This is a genomic window from Limnoglobus sp. (genome assembly GCF_059499385.1).
On the sequence record NZ_JCABYM010000081.1, the window covers coordinates 42758 to 60054 of the forward strand.

At 67.4% G+C, this 17297-nt stretch carries 14 protein-coding genes; 5 read left to right on the plus strand and 9 right to left on the minus strand.

Features of this window, described 5'->3' with window-relative positions:
* The first annotated feature begins 14 nt into the window (after positions 1 to 14).
* Positions 15 to 1400, plus strand: a complete 1386-nt coding sequence (locus AC5JJ2_RS14620; protein ID WP_495858741.1) for a hypothetical protein — start codon at positions 15 to 17, stop codon at positions 1398 to 1400.
* Here AC5JJ2_RS14620 and AC5JJ2_RS14625 read toward each other — a convergent pair whose 3' ends face one another.
* The gene (locus AC5JJ2_RS14625; RefSeq protein WP_495858742.1) at positions 1401 to 2264 is read right to left on the minus strand and encodes a HEAT repeat domain-containing protein; all 864 of its coding nucleotides are present in this window, start codon (positions 2262 to 2264) and stop codon (positions 1401 to 1403) included.
* Between the two features lie 208 nt (positions 2265 to 2472).
* Between AC5JJ2_RS14625 and AC5JJ2_RS14630 the strand changes: the two genes are divergently transcribed.
* Positions 2473 to 3978, plus strand: a complete 1506-nt coding sequence (locus tag AC5JJ2_RS14630; RefSeq protein WP_495858743.1) for a protein kinase domain-containing protein — start codon at positions 2473 to 2475, stop codon at positions 3976 to 3978.
* On the opposite strand, the gene AC5JJ2_RS14635 is transcribed toward AC5JJ2_RS14630, so the two are convergent.
* Both AC5JJ2_RS14635 and AC5JJ2_RS14640 read right to left on the minus strand, forming a co-directional pair.
* Positions 3979 to 4737 carry a uracil-DNA glycosylase gene (locus tag AC5JJ2_RS14635; protein ID WP_495858744.1) on the minus strand — a complete coding sequence of 253 codons (759 nt, stop codon included), beginning with the start codon at positions 4735 to 4737 and terminating at the stop codon, positions 3979 to 3981.
* A gap of 52 nt (positions 4738 to 4789) precedes the next feature.
* A complete protein-coding gene (locus AC5JJ2_RS14640) occupies positions 4790 to 6499 on the minus strand; it encodes an NADPH-dependent assimilatory sulfite reductase hemoprotein subunit (protein ID WP_495858745.1) in 1710 nt (569 codons plus the stop codon).
* 343 nt (positions 6500 to 6842) lie between these two features.
* Between AC5JJ2_RS14640 and AC5JJ2_RS14645 the strand changes: the two genes are divergently transcribed.
* The 3 genes from AC5JJ2_RS14645 (at position 6843) to AC5JJ2_RS14655 (ending at position 10210) form a co-directional block, all read left to right on the plus strand.
* A complete protein-coding gene (locus tag AC5JJ2_RS14645) occupies positions 6843 to 7334 on the plus strand; it encodes a hypothetical protein (protein WP_495858746.1) in 492 nt (163 codons plus the stop codon).
* Positions 7324 to 9108: a DEAD/DEAH box helicase gene (locus AC5JJ2_RS14650; protein ID WP_495858747.1), complete on the plus strand. Its 1785-nt coding sequence runs from the start codon at positions 7324 to 7326 to the stop codon at positions 9106 to 9108. Before AC5JJ2_RS14645 ends, AC5JJ2_RS14650 begins: the two co-directional genes overlap by 11 nt.
* 121 nt (positions 9109 to 9229) lie before the next feature.
* The gene (locus AC5JJ2_RS14655; protein ID WP_495858748.1) at positions 9230 to 10210 is read left to right on the plus strand and encodes a hypothetical protein; all 981 of its coding nucleotides are present in this window, start codon (positions 9230 to 9232) and stop codon (positions 10208 to 10210) included.
* Positions 10211 to 10332: 122 nt separating this feature from the next.
* On the opposite strand, the gene AC5JJ2_RS14660 is transcribed toward AC5JJ2_RS14655, so the two are convergent.
* From AC5JJ2_RS14660 to AC5JJ2_RS14685, 6 genes are all read right to left on the minus strand, one after another.
* Complete coding sequence (locus tag AC5JJ2_RS14660) at positions 10333 to 11109, minus strand: hypothetical protein (protein WP_495858749.1); 777 nt, start codon at positions 11107 to 11109, stop codon at positions 10333 to 10335.
* A 125-nt stretch (positions 11110 to 11234) separates the two neighbouring features.
* On the minus strand, positions 11235 to 12008 hold the full coding sequence (hisN, locus tag AC5JJ2_RS14665; protein WP_495858750.1) for a histidinol-phosphatase: 774 nt from the start codon (positions 12006 to 12008) through the stop codon (positions 11235 to 11237).
* A gap of 5 nt (positions 12009 to 12013) precedes the next feature.
* The gene (locus AC5JJ2_RS14670) at positions 12014 to 12961 is read right to left on the minus strand and encodes an ROK family protein (protein WP_495858751.1); all 948 of its coding nucleotides are present in this window, start codon (positions 12959 to 12961) and stop codon (positions 12014 to 12016) included.
* Between the two features lie 43 nt (positions 12962 to 13004).
* A complete protein-coding gene (locus AC5JJ2_RS14675; protein WP_495858752.1) occupies positions 13005 to 13634 on the minus strand; it encodes a phosphoribosylanthranilate isomerase in 630 nt (209 codons plus the stop codon).
* Positions 13635 to 13643: 9 nt separating this feature from the next.
* On the minus strand, positions 13644 to 14627 hold the full coding sequence (locus tag AC5JJ2_RS14680; protein ID WP_495858753.1) for an ROK family protein: 984 nt from the start codon (positions 14625 to 14627) through the stop codon (positions 13644 to 13646).
* Between the two features lie 12 nt (positions 14628 to 14639).
* Entirely contained in the window at positions 14640 to 17258 is a 2619-nt protein-coding gene (locus AC5JJ2_RS14685) for a bifunctional YncE family protein/alkaline phosphatase family protein (RefSeq protein ID WP_495858754.1), read from the minus strand.
* Positions 17259 to 17297 lie beyond the last annotated feature (39 nt).

The following is a 17297-nucleotide window of genomic DNA, read 5'->3' on the forward strand; positions in this document are numbered from 1 at the left end:
ACATATGTTCCGGTATGAAGCCGCCGGCGTCGTACTTCCTCGTCTTCCTGCTCGCGGCCCTCGCGGCCGCGAACACGCTGATCCCGACCGTCGAACACGATACGTGGTGGCACCTCCGCGTCGGGAAGAACATCGCGGACACCGGGACGGTCCCGCGGACGGACCCGATCTCCCGGTACGGCCTCGATGAACAGGTCCCGTGGCGGGCGTACAGCTGGCTCTACGAGTGGACGTTGTTCGAGATGCACGCCGTCGGCGGCGTCCCCGGCATCATGTGGGTCCGCACGGCGCTCGCGGCCCTCTCGACGGCGGCCGTGTTCGCGTTCGTGTTCCGCCGGTGCGGGCTGACGCCGACCGGGTTCCTGGTCGCGGCGGGCGCGGTCGTGCTCCTCATGCCGATGGCCCCGGAGCGGCCGTGGCACGTCACGATCGCGTTCACGACGCTCACCCTCTGGGCGACGATCGCGGTGCGGGAGGGGATGGCCGTCCGCCGGGCGTGGTGGCTGCTACCGGTGTTCGCGGTGTGGGCGAACCTGCACATCCAGTACGTCCTCGGCTGGGGCGTCCTCGCCCTCGCGTGCCTCTTCCCCGGCCGTTCGAACCGCCGACACCTGATCGGCCTCACGGCCGGGTGCGTGGCGGCGACGGTGCTGAACCCGTACCACGTCCACTTGTTCGAGGTCATCTGGGAGTACGGCACGCAGGCCGCGCCGCGGGCGCTGGTGCAGGAGCTGTCCGCACCGGCGTTGTTCAGCCACTGGTCGGCGACCGTCATCGTCCTCGTCGGGTGGGCCGTCGCGAAGCTGGTCGTCCGCCGGCCGGTGGACGGGTTCGAGGTCGGGCTGCTGCTCGCGGGGGCCGTCCTGGCCAGCCGGATGCACCGCGACCTGTGGTTCGCGGCGGTCGCCGCGGCCGCCGTCATCCGCGGCGACGAGGGCCGGACCTCGCGCCGCCGGGTGTGGGCCGTCGTGGGAATTGTGGTCGCGGCGTTCTTCGGGCTGCGAATCTTGAACTCGGCCGGGCTGCTGCGGTCCACGGACTACGCCGCGGCTCACGCGGAGAAGTTCCCGGTACAGGCGGTCGCTTTCCTCCGCAAGACGCGGCCGCCGGGGCCGATCTTCAACGGCCTCGACTGGGGCGGCTACCTGTCGTGGGAGCTACCAGATTACCCGGTGTCGGCGGACGGCCGGACGAACCTGTACGGCAGCGGGCGGATGTTGCGGGCGAACCGGACGTGGATGACGCCGGACGGGTGGAAGGACGATCCCGACTTCGCGGCGTGCCGGGTCGTGCTCGCACAAAAGAACCGCCCGCTCGCGAACGTCCTTCGCGAACGGGCGGACTGGAGGCTGGTCTACGAGGACGCCGTCAGCTGCGTCTTCGTGCGAATCGAGACGTAGTCAGTTCCCGATCACCATCGCCGCGGCCTGTTGGATGACGTTCGGCTGCGGCACGACCGTGGCCTCGCCGCTGCGGATGAGCATGTCCCACCGCTGCGGGTCGTCCGGCATCGACTGGCCGGTCAGGCTGACCAGCCCCTCGTGGGCGCGGCCGGCGAGCGCCGGGTCGCGGGTCTTCTCTAGCGTTAGCACCTTCGCCAGCGCCAGCACCGACTCCGGGGCACGCAACTGCTTCAACCCGCGGACGGCGGCCAGCCGCGTGTCGCGGTCGGACCCGCCGGTCTTCTCCGCCCCGGTCGCCACTTCTGTGAGCACGGGGATCGCTTCCGCGCTGCCGGTGTTCGCCATCGCGTTCACGGCCCGGCCGCGGATGACGCTCGCCACTTCCGGGGCGAACCCGGTCGGCCCGGTCAGCGACGACTTGTCCAGCGTGCCGAGGTCCCGCCCGCCGGCCGCGAGTTGGAACTGGCCGCCCGCCGCCGGCTGCGCCGGCGTCCCGGCGGCCTGGTAGTACGCGGCCGTCAGGCTCTTCACCGCCCGCGGGTCCTGGAACCGGCCGAGCGCGTCGATGGCCGCCACCCGCACCACCGGGCTGGGGTCGCCGATGGCCGCCTCCGTCAGCAGCCGCATCGCCTCTTCCTGGTCCTGTTGCGACCGGCCGTTCGCGGCCGGCTCCTTCAGCTTCCGCATCATCGCCGCCCGCTCATCCCCTTCCTGACTCGATTGCATCACGGCCAGCGGGTCGCGGCCGTCGAACAGCGTCTGGTACGGGTTCTCGCGGAACCGCCGGCTGCTGAGTTTGTCCCACGTCCCGGCGCACCCGGTCAGGGCGAGTGCGAACGAAAGCACGACGAGCCGGCGCATGGGTTGAGTCTCCGTCCCCTGGAACCGGCGGAATACCGCCGGGCCTAAACCGCGTCAACCGGAACCCTTCCGGTCGTTCCCGTTCTGCCGGTCCCGCCGTCCGTGCCGGGGGCGAATAGCCGGTTCCGTTGATTGCGTGATCGCCCGGACCTGCTAAATTGGTGAGGGTTGTGGTTCCATTTTTGCGTTCGCGAGCCGGGAGCCGGAGATGTCCGTGCCCACAGATGCCGCCGACTTCGCCCAACTGGCCGTCCGGGTCGGGCTGGTCGAGGACAACGTGGCGAAGGAGTGCGTCTACGAACTCGAGGACAAGACGCGGCCGCCCGGCGACCTCGCGAAGTTGATGGAGCGGAAGGGCCTCATCACGCCGCTCCAAAGCTCGAAGCTGCTCAAGGGGGAGATGGACGGGTACGTCCTCGGCGGGTTCCGCCTCCTCTACAAGATCGCGTCCGGCAGCTTCGGCCGCGTCTACCGCGGGGACGACCCGCGGACCGGGCAGATCGTCGCCATCAAGGTGTTGCGGGGCCGGTGGAGCGAGGACAAGAAGCGGATCGAACTGTTCGAGCGGGAGGGCCGCATCGGCCAGACGATGCAGCACCCGAACATCGTACAAATCCTCGCCGTCAGCAAGGACCAGGTCACCGGCAAGTACTTCATCGTCATGGAGTTCGTCGAGGGGGGCAACCTCCGCGACATCATCTCGATCCGCAAGAAGCTCGAACCGACCGAGGGCTTGCACGTCATCGAGGAGTGCGCCGCCGGCCTCGCCTACGCCCAAACCCGCGGGCTGACGCACCGCGACATCAAGCCCACGAACATCCTCATCTCGACCGACAAGATCGCGAAGCTCGTGGACTTCGGCCTCGCGGAGTTGAGCGTCGGCAGCGCCAACATCATGACGAGCCGGGAGCCCGGCCACCAGGACGACACGGAAGTGGACCGGACGGTCGATTACGCCGGGCTGGAGAAGTTGACCGGGTGCAAGAAGGGCGACCCGCGGAGCGACATCTACTTCCTCGGCATCGTGCTGTTCGAGATCTTGACCGGCCACGCCCTGCTGCCCCGCACGCGGGACAAGCAGGTCATGCAGATGCGGCAGCGGTACGAACTGGAGGACACGATCCGCAAGCTCGGCCAGGAGTACGACCTGCCGCCGGCGGTCATCAGCCTCATCCTCCGCATGTCGGCGTTCGACCCGGCCGCCCGGTTCCAGACGCCGGCGGTCATGCACGAGGCGATCAAGACGGTGCAGGCGGAGCTGAAGGCCGAGGCCGCCGGCGGCGTCCGCAAGTCGCACGCGGCGAGCGGCCCGCTGACGGTGTTCGTGGCCGAGAGCAACCAGAAGCTCCAAGACGCCTTCCGGGACAAGTTCAAGAAGCTCGGGTTCCGCGTGCTCATCTCGATCGACCCGGCCCAGGCGGTGAACCGGTTCAAGCAGCAGCCGTACCACGCGGCCGTGATCGACGCCGGGACGGTCGGCCGCGAGGGCGTGGAGGCTTACGAGCGGGTGATCCGCGAGGCCGAGATGCTACACCTCGACTTCGCGTGCGTGCTGATCCTGAACAAGGAACAGGAGGGCATGGCGTCGAGCGTCCGGAAGTCGCAGAACGGCGTCGTCCTGGTGCGGCCGGTCACGATGAAGCAACTCGCGGACGCGATCCGCGAGAAGCTGCACCTCGACGAGTCGGAGGACGGCGACGGGGACGAGGAGTAATCACTTTTTCGGCACTTCGCGGCCGACTTGCTTCAGCATCAACTTGATGTCGTCCCAGCACTCGAGCTTCGCCTTCCGCTCCGCGGCCGGGTCGCGGGACAGCCGCAGGATGTACGACGGGTGGTACGTGCAGACGACCGGCACGCCGTTGTACTTGTAGACGTTGCCCCGCAGCTTCGTGATGCCTGTGGCGTTGCCGAGGAGGTTGTTCGCGGCCACGCCGCCGAGGCAGAGGATCACCTTCGGGTTCAGCAGTTCGATCTGGCGGTCGAGGTACGGCCGGCAGTTGCGGCACTCGTCGGCGTTCGGCTTGCGGTTCATCGGCGGCCGGCACTTCAGCACGTTGCAGATGAAAATCTCCTCCCGCTTCATCCCGGCGTTCGTGATGATGCGGTTGAGCAACTGCCCGGCCGGGCCGACGAACGGCTCGCCCTGCTTGTCCTCGTCCGCGCCGGGGGCCTCGCCGACGAACACGATTTCCGGGTCCGGCGGCCCGACGCCGAAGACGGTCTGCGTGCGGGTGGAGAAGAGTTCGACGCACTTCTTGCAGCCGCGGACCTCGTCCGCGAGGACGGCGAGTTCCTGCCGGGCATCGCCCGCGGGGGTGGCCGGGGGCACGTCGTCAAAGAGCGAGTGCGTGACGGGGGCGGGTTCGGCCGTGAACGCGACTGGAGAAACGGACGGAAGGAACTCGACCCCCGTGGCGGCGAGTGAGTCGAGCCGCTGCTTCAACTGCTTGTGAAGGGGTGACTGTTCCATGTGGGAGGGGGCGAAAGCCCACGCACGATCGTGCGTGGGCTTTGGGGGTCGTTTACTTCAGCACCGGGCCGACCAACTCTTGCAGCTTCATCAGCCCGACCCGGTGGCAGTAGTCGCCGAACAGTTCGCCGTTCTGCCGCTCGGCCTTGAACGCAGCGAACACGTTCTTCAGCTTCCCGGCCAGCTGCTCGATCGGCACGCTGTCCTGCACTTCCACGTTGATCCGCCGGCCGTAGCTGTCGCCGCCGATGTACAGCGTGTACTTCGACCCGGACCGGCCGACCAGCCCGATCTCGCTCTGGAACGGCCGGGCGCACCCGTTCGGGCAACCGGTCATCCGCAGGCTGATCGGCTCGTCCTGCAGCCCCAACTCCGCGAGGATCGGCTCGACCTGATCCACGAGGCCCGGCAGCGACCGCTCGCTCTCGCTGATCGCGAGGCCGCACGTCGGGATCGCAGGGCACGCCATGCTCCACTTCTGGAGCATCGACAGGTTCTCCGGCTTGGGGATGCCGTACTCGTTGAGCATCGAGTCGATGGCCGACTTGTCCGCCGCCGCGATGTCGCCGAGCAGGATGTCCTGCTGGGCGCTGATACGGACGATGCACTTGAACTTGCCTACGATGGCCCGAAGGCCGCTGCGGAGGCGATAGCTGCCCTCGTCCTTGATCCGGCCGTTCTCGACCGAGATGCCGAGGAAGTGCTTGCCGTCCCCCTGCCGGTGCCAGCCGAGGTGCAGGTCGAGGCCGGTGATCGGCGCGTCCTTCAGCGGCTTGAGTTCCCGCTTGAAGTAGTCGCGGGCGAACACGTCGCGGAACTTCTCGACGCCCCAGTCCTTCATGACGTACTTGAGGCGAGCACGCTTCCGGTCGGACCGGTTGCCGTGGTCCTTGTACAGCCGCACGACGGCTTCCGACGCGGCGATCACCTCGTCCGGTTCGAGGAAGCAGACCGGCTGCGCGAGCAGCGGGTACGTGTCCGGCTTGCTGTTCGTGTTCCCCTGCCCGCCGCCGACGTACAGGTTGTACCCGACCGGCTTGTTGTTCTCGGTGATCGCGAGGAACCCGAGGCACTGCGCCAGGATGTCCGTGCAGTTGTCGTGCGGCAGCGCGAACGCCGTCTTGAACTTCCGCGGCAGGTAGATGTTGCCGTAGATCGGCTCCGCGACCTCCGGCTCGGGGAAGCTGTTCTGCTTCTCGCCGTTGAGCCAGATTTCGTGGTATGCCCCGCCGCCGGCCCGCGGCGCGAGGTGGGCGGCGACCTGGTCGGCCAGTTCCTGCATCTGCGTCCGCACGGCGTCGCCGGTCGGGGCCGGGCAGGAGATGACGTTGCGGTTCACGTCGCCGCACGCCCCGAGGGTGCTGACGAACGCCTCGTTCATCGCGGCGATGGAGTTCTTCAGGTTCCCCTTGAGGATGCCGTGGAACTGGATGCTCTGCCGGGTCGTGAGCCGCAGCGTGCCGTTGGCGTACTTCCCGCAGATATCGTCCATCGCGAGGTACTGCTCGGCCGTCAGCTTCCCGCCGGGGAGCTTCAGCCGGATCATGAACATGTACGCCTTGCCCGCCGGCTTGTCGCGCTTCTTCCGGGCGTCGCGGTCTTCCTGCTGGTAGCTACCGTGGAACTTCAGCAACTGCTTCGACTCCTCCGCGAAGTGGTCCGCATCGCTGGCGAGTTCTTCCGCCAACGTCCCCCGCAGGAACCGACTGCTGGTCTTGATCCCCTCGACCGGCGAGGGCTTCGGCAGAGCGTCATTCGACATCATCGTCCCGTTTCCGTCGTCGCGACGGCTTGAGTGAGAGGCAAGCAAAGAGTCACCCGTAAAATTATCATCGGCGATAATTAACGACAACTCTTGCGAACAAAATCGACCATGTTGATCGACTTTATCTTATACGTCACCTCGACCTCTGGAAAGCTGGGTAACTCTTTCGGCTTGCCCCCGCGTTTGTGAAGAAACCTCATTACGGTAAGGTGCGGGTTGCTGAAGGTTTGGGCATCCCCCCGCCGATGGTAGGCGAGTAGTTCAGCACCACGACGGCCGACTGTGGGGATCGCCAGCCGTGATTGACCGCCCGACACCGACCAATTTGACGCTTGGATTCTTGACCGTTCTGTCCGAACCGAACGGCCACCTCGGTGGCTACCTCGTGACGAACGCCTGGGGCCGCCCGCTGGAGTTCCGGCTGACCACGAGCGTGCAGCCGAACCGCGTGCAGGAAATCCTCTACGGGGCGACGCTCCACGAGTACATCCTCGCCGACCTCATCGGCAAAACCCTCATCGAAAAAACGGCCACGCAACCGGCACTTATCGTCGCGGACACGGCCGCGATGTTGCCGCTCCGGGCGCGGATCGACGTGCCCGTGATCGCGGTCCCGGCCGACAAGAAGACGCATTCCGACGCCCTTTCGCTGAAACACCCCCGCTCGAAGCTGCCCGTCTTGTACCCGGTGAAGTTCTCCGACGACGGCCCGCGGATTCAGGAGTTGCTCGACGCGGTCGATCAGGCCGTGGAGTTGAGCGAGCCGTTCACCCGCGTCCGCGAGGCGATCGTCGAAGCCCGCAAGATGGGGGTCACGAGCCGTGCCGCCTGACGGACCGCTGCTGACGCTCCAGTCGCTCGCCCGGCCCTCGTTCGACGGCGGGGAGGCGTTCCAGACGTTCCCGGTCAGCCTCGACCTGACGCCGGACGTGCTGCCGGTCCCGAAGTTCAGCGAGCAGATCACGGCCAACGTGAAGGAAGCCCGATTGCTGTCTCACACGCCGTGGGTGCGGCCACTCGGCAAGCTGGACATGACGGTTCAGACGGATGGCTGGAAGTTCCCGACCCCGGCCGTCGAGTACACGACGACGGCGAAGGAGCCGCGCGAGTTGCCCGCAGGCCGGCAGGTGGTGCAACTCAAGAAGGACGACGACAAGCCTCGCGTCCGGCCGCGGCCGACGGCCGATCACGTTCTCTTCAAGGACCGGCTGCTCTACCTGCTGCAACCGCCGCTCGACGGGCTGTTCGACGGCCGGCAACTCGAAGTGCCGTTCGAGCCGTTCCCTTATCAGCTCGAAGGCATTGCCTTCCTGATGCCGCGGCACGCCGCGCTCCTCGCGGACGAAATGGGCCTCGGCAAGACGGCCCAGACGATCCTCGCGATCCGCCTGATGTTCCACCAGGGGATGCTGAACAAGGCGCTCGTCGTCGCGCCGAAGCCGCTCATCCACAACTGGTGTCGCGAATTGAAGCTCTGGGCACCGGACGTTCCCCACGAGGTCATCGGCGGCAGCGGCGAGGACCGGCGGCGGAGCTGGATCGTCTCGAACTGTCCGCTCAAGATCATCAACTACGAGACGCTGACCCGCGACTACGAAATCCTGGCCGAACCCGGTGTCGCGTTCGACCTCGTTGTGTTGGACGAGGCGCAACGCATCAAGAACCGCGGGTCGAAGACGGCACAGATCGTGTGCAGTATCAAGCGGTCTCGCAGCTGGGCCATGTCCGGCACGCCGGTCGAGAACCACCCGGACGACCTGGTGAACCTGTTCTCGTTCATCGACCCCGGCCGCCTTCCGCCGGACTGCCCGGCGAACCAGATTCCCACGCTGACGAGCGGCCTCATCCTGCGGCGGACGAAGGACGACGTGCAGTCCGACATGCCGCCGAAGATGATTAAAGACCTGGAAGTGGACCTGACACCCGCGCAGCGGGAAGCCTACGACCGCGCCGAGAACGAGGGCGTCATCCGGCTGAACGAACTCGGCGACACGATCACGGTGCAGCACGTCTTCCAGCTCGTGATGCGGCTGAAGCAGATTTGCAACTTCGACCCGCTGACCGGCGAGAGCGCGAAGCTCGAGCAGCTCGTCCACGACATGGAGGAGGTCGCCGAGAACGGCCGGAAGGCCATCGTCTTCTCGCAGTGGGTAGAGCCGCTGGAGGTGATCGCGGAGGCCCTCAAACCGTTCGGCCCGCTCCAGTACCACGGCCGCATCCCGCAGCAGGACCGCACGCCGATCCTCGACCGGTTCAAGGCCGACCCGGACGCGCACGTCATCCTGATGAGCTACGGGACCGGTAGCGTCGGGCTGAACTTGCAGTTCACGAACTACGTGTTCCTGTTCGACCGGTGGTGGAACCCGGCCGTCGAGGACCAGGCGATCAACCGCGCCCACCGCGTCGGCCAGCGGCACCCGGTGACGGTGACGCGGTTCCTGACGGAGAACACGATCGAAAAGCGAATCGCCGGCGTCCTGGAGGCGAAGCGGAAAATCTTCAACGACCTTCTCGGCCAGGCGGACAAGCCGAGTTCCCTCGGCCTGACGGAGGACGAAATCTTCGGCCTGTTCGACATCCGGAGCCGCCCGAAGCGAAGTACGTAGGGCGGGTCAAGGCTTTGCGCCGACCCGCCGGGCTGCCGGCGCGACGGCGGGTCGGCGCAAAGCCTTGACCCGCCCTACGAAATCCCCGCCCGAAGCGCGGCGGCTGAGTACAGTTCCCCTCATGATCGTCCCCCAGTTCTGGGCGGAAGCCCGCCTGCAAACCCGCGACGACGGCCGGCAGGTCACGGTCCGCCGGTTCGGCTGGTCCGACGCGAGCGAGGCCGACGCCTACCGCCACGCCGAAGAGCGCGCCCGCGAGGCGATGGCCCGCATCCGGGCCGGCGAGCGGCTGCCCCGGCGGGAGCGGAAGTTCGCCTATAACGGCGCGGACGGGTTCCCTATTCGTGAGGAGGTGCTGGCCCGCGTCGGCGAGACGGTCGTAACCCGCAACGGCTACGGGGCGCACTGCCTCAACACACCAAACGTGCTATTCGCGGACATCGACTTCCCGCAGCCGCGGGGGACGTGGTTCACCTGCCTCGTCTGCCTCGCCATTCTGGTGGGTGCGTGCTCGCTGGCGTACAGCCAATTCTCCTGGCCCGGCGTCTTCGTCGCCGTCGTGCCGACGTTGATCCTCACCGGGTGGCTGGCGGACAGGATGAACCGGAAGTCCTGGGAAAAGACCGAACCGTTGATCGAGAAGGTCGCGCGCGACCGGATCGTACGGTTCGTGGAATCCCGCCCCGGCTGGCGGGTCCGTGTCTACCGCACGCCGGCCGGGTTCCGGCTGCTCGCCGTCCACCGGCTGTTCGACCCGCTAGAGGCCGAGGTCGAGGAGTGCTTCCGCGAACTCGGCACGGACCCGGCGTACGCGCGGATGTGCCGGAACCAGCGGTGCTTCCGCGCCCGGGTGACGGCGAAGCCGTGGCGGATCGGGATCGACGAGCACATCCGCCCGCGGCCGGGCGTCTGGCCGATCGACCCGGAGCGGATGCCGGACCGCCGGGAATGGGTCGAGCGGTACGAGGTGACGGCCCGAGGCTACGCCGCGTGCCGGTTCGTGGAGGAGTTGGGTACGGGAAGTTTTCACGCCACGGCCGTCGCGGTGCAGAGGTTCCACGACGAACTGTCACGTGCGACCAGCGAGTTACCCATCGGGTGATTTGTAGGGCGGGTCAAGGCTTTGCGCCGACCCGCCGGGGGACCGCAACCGGCGCGAAGAACCGCCGAACCGGCTGGAACCCAACGGCGGGTCGGCGCAAAGCCTTGACCCGCCCTACAAGACTACTTCGCCACGGGCAGCTCGATCTCGACCGGCTTCATCTCGACCTTGTCGCCGGCGATCTCGACCGGGAAGCCCTTCGCCCCGTCGCGGCCCTTGTGGTAGCCCAGCTCGTGGCGGTAGAAGATGCGGAATTTCCCCTGCGGGGCGTTCTTGATCTCGAAGTTCCCGTCCGCGTCCGTCAGGGCGAAGTACGGGTGGTCGAAGATCACGACCCGGCCGCCCATCCACGGGTGGACGTTGCACGCGAACGTCGCCGGGTTCCGCTGCGCCTCGAGCGCCTTCTCCGGCTTGTAGCTGCCGCCGGCCGCGAGCGTCTGGTTGAACTCCAGGTTGTCGGCCGCGAACTTGATGTTGTGCGGGACCGGCGAGCTGTTCTTCACGAGCAGCGTGTCGCCGGCGCGGGCGACGACGACCCGTGGCACGAACGCGCAGACCGGCTGGTCGATGACGTGTTCCTTCGCCGCCGGCTTCGCCAGGTCGGGGTGGACGGCGGCCGCGTCGAACGTGTCCCCTTCCGCCGGCTTCAGGTAGACCCAGACGTTCTTGACGCCCTTGTTCTTCGGGTTGACGACCAACTCCTCGGAGGCCAGCGCCCCCTTCGACAGGCAGTGCTCCTTGTCGGCGGTGACGTTGATCTCCGCGGGCTTCGGGGCTTCCTTCCCGGCGGGGAAGACGATCTGGCCCTTGATCGTGGCCCACTTCTTGTCTTGGGCGGTCGCCGCGCCGCCGACCGCGAACGCCAGCGCGAGCGCGGAGAGTAACCGAATCCGGGTCATGTACACTCCAGGGTGAGGACAGAATGTGAATCGGGTGGGAGCCGCCGGTCCTCGACGGCTTAATCGTATTTTCCGCACCCCCGCCGCCGAAGACAACACCGGCGGCACGGGTTTTCTCGGAAGAATTAGCGCGGCTTCAAGATGTCCAACAACGCCGGGTGGAGGGCCGGGTTGCTCGCCACCACGTCCGTCGAGTGGATCGTCCGCTTCCCGGCCCAGTCGGTGAACTTGCCGCCCGCCTCCTCGACGATGGGGAGCAGCGCCGCCACGTCCCAGGCGTGGACGCCGTGATCGACCATGAGGTCCACGGACCCCTGCGCGACGAGCATGAACCCGTAGAAGTCGCCGAGGCCGCGGGACCGCTCCGTGTTGTTGCTCAGCTCGATGAACTTGTCTAGGTGGCCGGACTTGCGGAACCAGCTGACGCCGGAGTAGCTCATGTACGCCTGGTCGAGCTGCGCGAGCGTCGAGACGTGAATCTTGCGGTCGTCGCGGTACGCGCCGTCCCCGCGGAGGCCGCGCCACAGGTTGCCGAGGGCCGGGGCGTAGGCCACGCCCGCGATGGCGTCGTCCTGGTATTCGAGGCCGAGGAGCGTACCCCAGATCGGGATGTGCCGGACGAACGCCCGCGTGCCGTCGATCGGGTCGATGACCCACCGGTACCCGCTCGCGCTCGGCTCGTCGCCGTATTCTTCGCCGAGGAACCCGTCGTTCGGGAAGTGCTTCTTGATCTGCGTGCGGATCAGCTCCTCCGCTTGCTTGTCCGCCACCGTCACCGGGCTTTGGTCCTGCTTCCACTCGACCTCGAACCCGGAGTCGAAGTACTTCTTCGCCAAGTTCCCTGCTTGTCGGGCCACGTCCACCGCCACCTCGTACCGCGCGCGCCAGTCCTGATTCATTTCGCTCACGTCCCGCTGAGGTTCGCTTTCGCATACGCGGCACAGCCGACGATACCGGAATCGTCGCCGAGGGCCGCCGCCAGACATTTCATGTTTCGCGTGGCGTCCGGCAACGTGTGCCGCTGGGCGATCTCCCAAATTCGCTCGATGAAGCTGTCGCCGAGCGCCTGCGTGACGCCGCCGCCGATGACGACGACCTCCGGGCTGAGCAGGTTGACGACGCTCGCGATCCCGGCCCCGAGGGCGCGGGCCGCGTCGTCGATCAGCACCACGGCGACCGGGTCGTCCTTCTGGTAGAACTCGGCGAGCTGCGAACTCTTGACCTTGCCCAGGTCCACGCCCTTCCACTCTTTTCGGACCCGCTTCGGGGCGTCGTCGAGCATTTCCTTCGCCCGGATCATCTGGTACTTCCGGCCGGCGAGGGATTCGAGCGACGTGCCCCGCCGCCAATGGACGACGATGTGCCCGATCTCGCCGCCGTGGCCGTTGAACCCGGTATGCAGCTTGCCGTCGAGGATGAGGCCGCCGCCGACGCCGGTGCCGACGAAGATGCCGAAGACGTGCCGCGCCCCCTTCGCCGCCCCGTGCGCGAACTCGCCGTACGTCCCCATCCGCACGTCGTTCTCCAGCACGACCGGCCAGGTCCACTCGGCGGGGAGCTGCGACCGCACCTCGACGTTCCGCCAGTCGAGGTTCGGGGCGAACCGGACGACCGGCCCGTCGATCTGGCCGGGGATGCCGAACCCCATGCCCTTCACCGTGGCCGGATCGACGTTGGACTCCTTGAGGACGGACTCGACGGACTGCGCAATCTTCGCGAACACCCCGGCGGGGCCGGCCTGGGCGTCCGTCGGCGTCTTCGCCCGCGTGACGAGCTTGAGGTCGTCGTCGAAGAGGCCGGTCAGGATTTTCGTGCCGCCGAGATCGACGCCGATCCAGTGGGCCGTACTCATGGGAACCTCGCCGCGCGGACGGTTGGTGCAACCGTCATGATAATCACGAGGCGGCGCGAGCGTTCTTCACAAACGCCCGGACTTTCGCGGCGTCCTTCCGGCCGGGCGCAGATTCGACACCACTGGCAACATCGACACCCCACGGCCGGACGACGCGGATCGCCTCGGCGACGTTCTCCGGCGTCAGCCCGCCGGCCAGGATGACCGGCACGCCGGGGTCGAACCCGGCGAGCAAGTGCCACGGGGCCTTGTGCCCGGTCCCGCCCATCTCGCCGGGGACGTAGGAGTCGATCAGCACGGCGGCCGGCCGGTGCGGCGACCGCTCGACGAAAAGCTTCACCGCGGCGAGCGACTCGGCGTCCTTCACGCGGAACGCCGGGAGGTGCAGGAACGGGAACGTGTCCTCGGCGGGCGGCTGGTCGGAGTAGGTTTGCAGCCCGCGGAGGCCGAGTTGGAACGCGAGGGCCGTCGCCTGTCGAACGGGCGTGTCCACGAACACGCCGACCGGCACGACGAACGGCGGTAGCGCGCGGAGGAGCGTCATCGCGGTTTGCGGCTCGACGTACCGCGGCGACTTCGGGTAGAAGTTCAGCCCGACGGCATCCGCCCCGGCGTCGGCGACGAGCCTCATGTCGTCCGGCGTGGTTATGCCGCAGATTTTGACGCGAACCATGCTGTTATTTTACTCGCGGGTGGCCCGCTGAGCCAACGCCACGGCCCCGTGGACGACGACCTCCTCGCCGAGGGCGGCCGGGACGATGTCCGTCAGTCTGGCGAACGGCGGGAAGACGCGCTCCGCGACGGCGGCCCGGATCGGGTCGAAGAACAGCTCGTCGCCGAGCAGCGACACGCCGCCGCCGATGACGACCCGCCGCGGACAGAGTAGCGCGATCGTCTGGCAGATCGCCTCCGAGATGGCGTCCGTCGCTTCCCGCAGCACGCGGCGGGCGAATGCATCCTTCCGCTTCGCGGCGCGGCCGACGAGTTCGCCGGTGACCTTCGCGGCGTCGCCCTCCACGTACTCCAACACGAGCGACCCGGCGGCCTCGCCCTCCTCGGCCAGCTCGCGGGCGCGGAGGCCGATGGCCGGGCCGGACGCGACGTTCTCCAGCGCGACCATCATCGGCGTGCCGGCGCGCGACCAGTCGAGAACCTTGAGGTGGCCGATCTCCGCCGCCCCGCGGCCGACCGCGCGATAGATTTCGCCGTTCAGGATCAGCCCGCCGCCAATGCCGGTGCCGACGGTGACGTAGAAGACCGGCGACAGCCCCCGTCCCGCGCCGAACAGCGCCTCGCCGAGGCCGGCCACGTCCGCGTCGTTGCCGACGACGGCCGGCACGCCGAGCAACTTCGCCACCCATTCCGTCAGCGGGAAGTCGTCCCAGCCGTCGATCTGATGCGACTTGATCGTGCGTTGGGTCGCGTCGTCGAACGGCCCGCCGAACCCGATGCCGACGGCCCGCACCGCAGACTTCGCAATGCTACTTCTCTCCAACAATTCGGGAATCGCGTCCTCGATCTGCTTGCGAATTCCGGCCGCGCCGTTCGCAGGGGTCACGGTTTGCCGCACCACGAATTGTTCGTCGCCGAGCGACAGCAACTTGCCGTCGCCCGCGCCGAGGCCGAGTTGCAGTTTCGTCCCGCCGATTTCGATGCCGAGGTACATCAGAGCCTCCGCTCAGTCGTCGTCATCGTCCTTGTCCTTCTTCGCCTTCACCGGGACGAAGAACGCCGCCCGCACCGGGGCGGGCATTTTGCTCTTCGGCCCCTTCACCGACTTCCAGATGATCTCGTTGAACAGGATGTCGTCCGCCTGGTCCTCCTTCGCCAGGTCGAGTTTCTCGGACAGGGCCGCGCCGAACGCGTCGGCCTTGTTCGTCGCGTCCAGGTCCACCTTCGCCGGGACGTGCTCGTAGGCGGCGAAGTCCGGCGTCGCGGTGAACGAGTTGTACATCGGCCGGGCGGCGGCGTCGAACTGGCTCATCGGCTTCAGCCCGAGGATCAGTTCCATCGTCCGCAACATGCTGCTCGTCGAGTACATCGTCGAATCGACGTGCTTTCGCTTCGTGTAGGGAGAGATCACGAGCGCCACGACCCGGTGGGCGTCCACATGGTCCGGGCCGTTCTGGGCGTCGTCCTCGATCACGAAGATGGCCGTCTCCTTCCAGAACTTCGACTTGCTGACGGCCTCCACGACCATGCCGAGGGCGAGGTCGTTGTCCGCGACCATCGCCGTCGGCGTCGGCTTGCCGACACGCGTGCCGGTCGTGTGGTCGTTCGGCAGCCGCAGGATCGTCATCTGCGGGAACTCGCCCTTCTGCTCGAAGCCCTTCAGCTCCTCGATGAACCGCTCGGCCCGCTTCACGTCGCGGTAGTCCAGGTCGTAGCCGCGGAACCGGGGGTCGAAGTGCCCCTCGAGCGCCTTCACCGTCGCCCGGCTGTCGGCGAACGTGCCGTCGGGCTGCTTCTTGCCGTTCTCGATCCATTCGCCGTAGCTACGGTAGCTCACGCCGGCCTCCTTGCAGCGGTCCCAGATGTAGCCGCCGGCCGGCCGGGCGATGGCGTCCATCGCCCCCTCGGCCGGGTAGCCGAACGTCCCCTTCGGGCTGCCGCGGTAACTCAGCGGCCACATCTTCTCGACGAAGTCGGAGGCATACGCTCCCATCGACCACTCGTGCCCGTCGGCGGACACCTCGCCCTCGACGTAGATGTTGTCGAGCAGCACGAACTCGGTCGCGAGCTTGTGGTGGTTCGGCGTCACCTTCTCCGGGAACAGGCAAAGCGACGGCGCGCCGTTGCCCTGCGGCAGGTCGCCGAACACCTGGTCGTAGGTGCGGTTCTCCTTGATGACGTAGATGCAGTGCTTGATCGGCGACTTCTCGCCGACCTTCCGCGGGATCGGGTTATCGGCCGCGACGCCGGCGGCTTGCGCCTCGTTCTCCTTCTGGAGCGGGCTGCACTCGTAGGCCGTCTTCGAGAACTTCGCCATCTCCGCCGGCGACGGCAGCGGCAGCACGCTGACCGTACCGGAGTAGAGCGAGCCGATGTACTCGATCGTCGAGCGCGGGTTCTCCGGGTTCGCCCCGCTCGGGTTCGCCTTCGACACGCGGCCCTTGCCGTTGGCGACGTACAGCATCTTCTCCTTCGCGTTGTACCGCACGCTCGTCGGATACCAACCCGTCGGGATGAAGCCGAGCGGCTTCGCGGCCTTCCGATCGGCGACGTTGAACACGGCCAAGTTGTTCGCGTCCGCGTTGGCAACGAACAGCATCTCGCCGTCCGGCGTCAGGCAGAGGCTGTTCGGCGTGTTCCCGCTCGGGGCCTGCGGGTAAAGGGCGCAGTGGATCGTCTGCACGGTGTCGCCGGTGGTCGTGTCGAACACGCTCACCTTCGTCGAGTTCGCGCACGACACGTACAGCGTCTTCCCGTCCGGCGACAGCGCCATCTCCGTCGGGTGCGCTGCCGTCGGCCACCCGGCCACGACCTTGTTCGTTTCCAGGTCCACGACCGCCACCTTCGCGTTCGCCCAGAGGGTGACGAACAGCCGCTTGCCGGCCGGCTCGACGAGGCAGGTGTACGGGAACGAGTTGTCCTTCACCGGCGACTTGCCGAGTTCGTCGGCGACGGTCTGGTCGATCTCCCGGCGGTTGTCCGGCGGGCTGGGCGGGTCGCCGAGCGGCTTTTCTGGCTTCGTCACGGCCGCCGTCAACTTGATGACGGCCTTGTTCTCCGGGTTGTCGAGCGGAATCCGGACGACCGCGTCGGCCCACACGGCGGCGACGAATAAGTCCTTCCCCGCCGCGTCGAGCGTCAGCCCGCCGGCGACCATGCGGCCCGTTTCCTTCTCGATGCCGATGGTCTTCGCGTTGTGGAGCAGCCCCTTGTCGAAGTCCCAGACGTGGACGCGGTCGAACTCGCCGCCGCTGGCGTAGAGCTGCTTGCCGTCCGGCGAGAACGCCAGCCCGGTGAACGACTGCGGCAGCGTCGTCCGGGACACGATCTTCCGCGCGGTGTTCGCGAGGCCGAGGATTACGACCTCGTGGTCGCGGTAGCCGTTGTGCAGAACCGCGGCGAACTGCCCGGTCGGGTGGAACTGGATGTTGACGGGGAAGTCGCCGACATCAATGTGTCGGCCGACCGGGTTCAGCTTCCACTGGTTCGGCAGTTGCACGAACCCGTCCCGTTGGAGGCCGGGCAGCACCCGCGCCGGCGGCGGGGCCTTTGCCTTCGGCTCCTGGCCGACGGCCGACGGGGCAAGGAACGGGACGGCGAGCAACAGCGACGAGAGGCGGCGCATGGCGGGTTCTCCGGATGTTCCTCGGCATTATGTTGAAGT

What these genes read in the sequence shown, in the direction of transcription:
- AC5JJ2_RS14620 (WP_495858741.1), top strand. Translation starts at nt 15, where the DNA reads ATGAAGCCGCCGGCGTCGTACTTCCTCGTCTTCCTGCTCGCGGCCCTC.
- AC5JJ2_RS14625 (WP_495858742.1), bottom strand. Translation starts at nt 2,264, where the DNA reads ATGCGCCGGCTCGTCGTGCTTTCGTTCGCACTCGCCCTGACCGGGTGC.
- AC5JJ2_RS14630 (WP_495858743.1), top strand. Translation starts at nt 2,473, where the DNA reads ATGTCCGTGCCCACAGATGCCGCCGACTTCGCCCAACTGGCCGTCCGG.
- AC5JJ2_RS14635 (WP_495858744.1), bottom strand. Translation starts at nt 4,737, where the DNA reads ATGGAACAGTCACCCCTTCACAAGCAGTTGAAGCAGCGGCTCGACTCA.
- AC5JJ2_RS14640 (WP_495858745.1), bottom strand. Translation starts at nt 6,499, where the DNA reads ATGTCGAATGACGCTCTGCCGAAGCCCTCGCCGGTCGAGGGGATCAAG.
- AC5JJ2_RS14655 (WP_495858748.1), top strand. Translation starts at nt 9,230, where the DNA reads ATGATCGTCCCCCAGTTCTGGGCGGAAGCCCGCCTGCAAACCCGCGAC.
- AC5JJ2_RS14660 (WP_495858749.1), bottom strand. Translation starts at nt 11,109, where the DNA reads ATGACCCGGATTCGGTTACTCTCCGCGCTCGCGCTGGCGTTCGCGGTC.
- hisN (WP_495858750.1), bottom strand. Translation starts at nt 12,008, where the DNA reads ATGAATCAGGACTGGCGCGCGCGGTACGAGGTGGCGGTGGACGTGGCC.
- AC5JJ2_RS14670 (WP_495858751.1), bottom strand. Translation starts at nt 12,961, where the DNA reads ATGAGTACGGCCCACTGGATCGGCGTCGATCTCGGCGGCACGAAAATC.
- AC5JJ2_RS14675 (WP_495858752.1), bottom strand. Translation starts at nt 13,634, where the DNA reads ATGGTTCGCGTCAAAATCTGCGGCATAACCACGCCGGACGACATGAGG.
- AC5JJ2_RS14680 (WP_495858753.1), bottom strand. Translation starts at nt 14,627, where the DNA reads ATGTACCTCGGCATCGAAATCGGCGGGACGAAACTGCAACTCGGCCTC.
- AC5JJ2_RS14685 (WP_495858754.1), bottom strand. Translation starts at nt 17,258, where the DNA reads ATGCGCCGCCTCTCGTCGCTGTTGCTCGCCGTCCCGTTCCTTGCCCCG.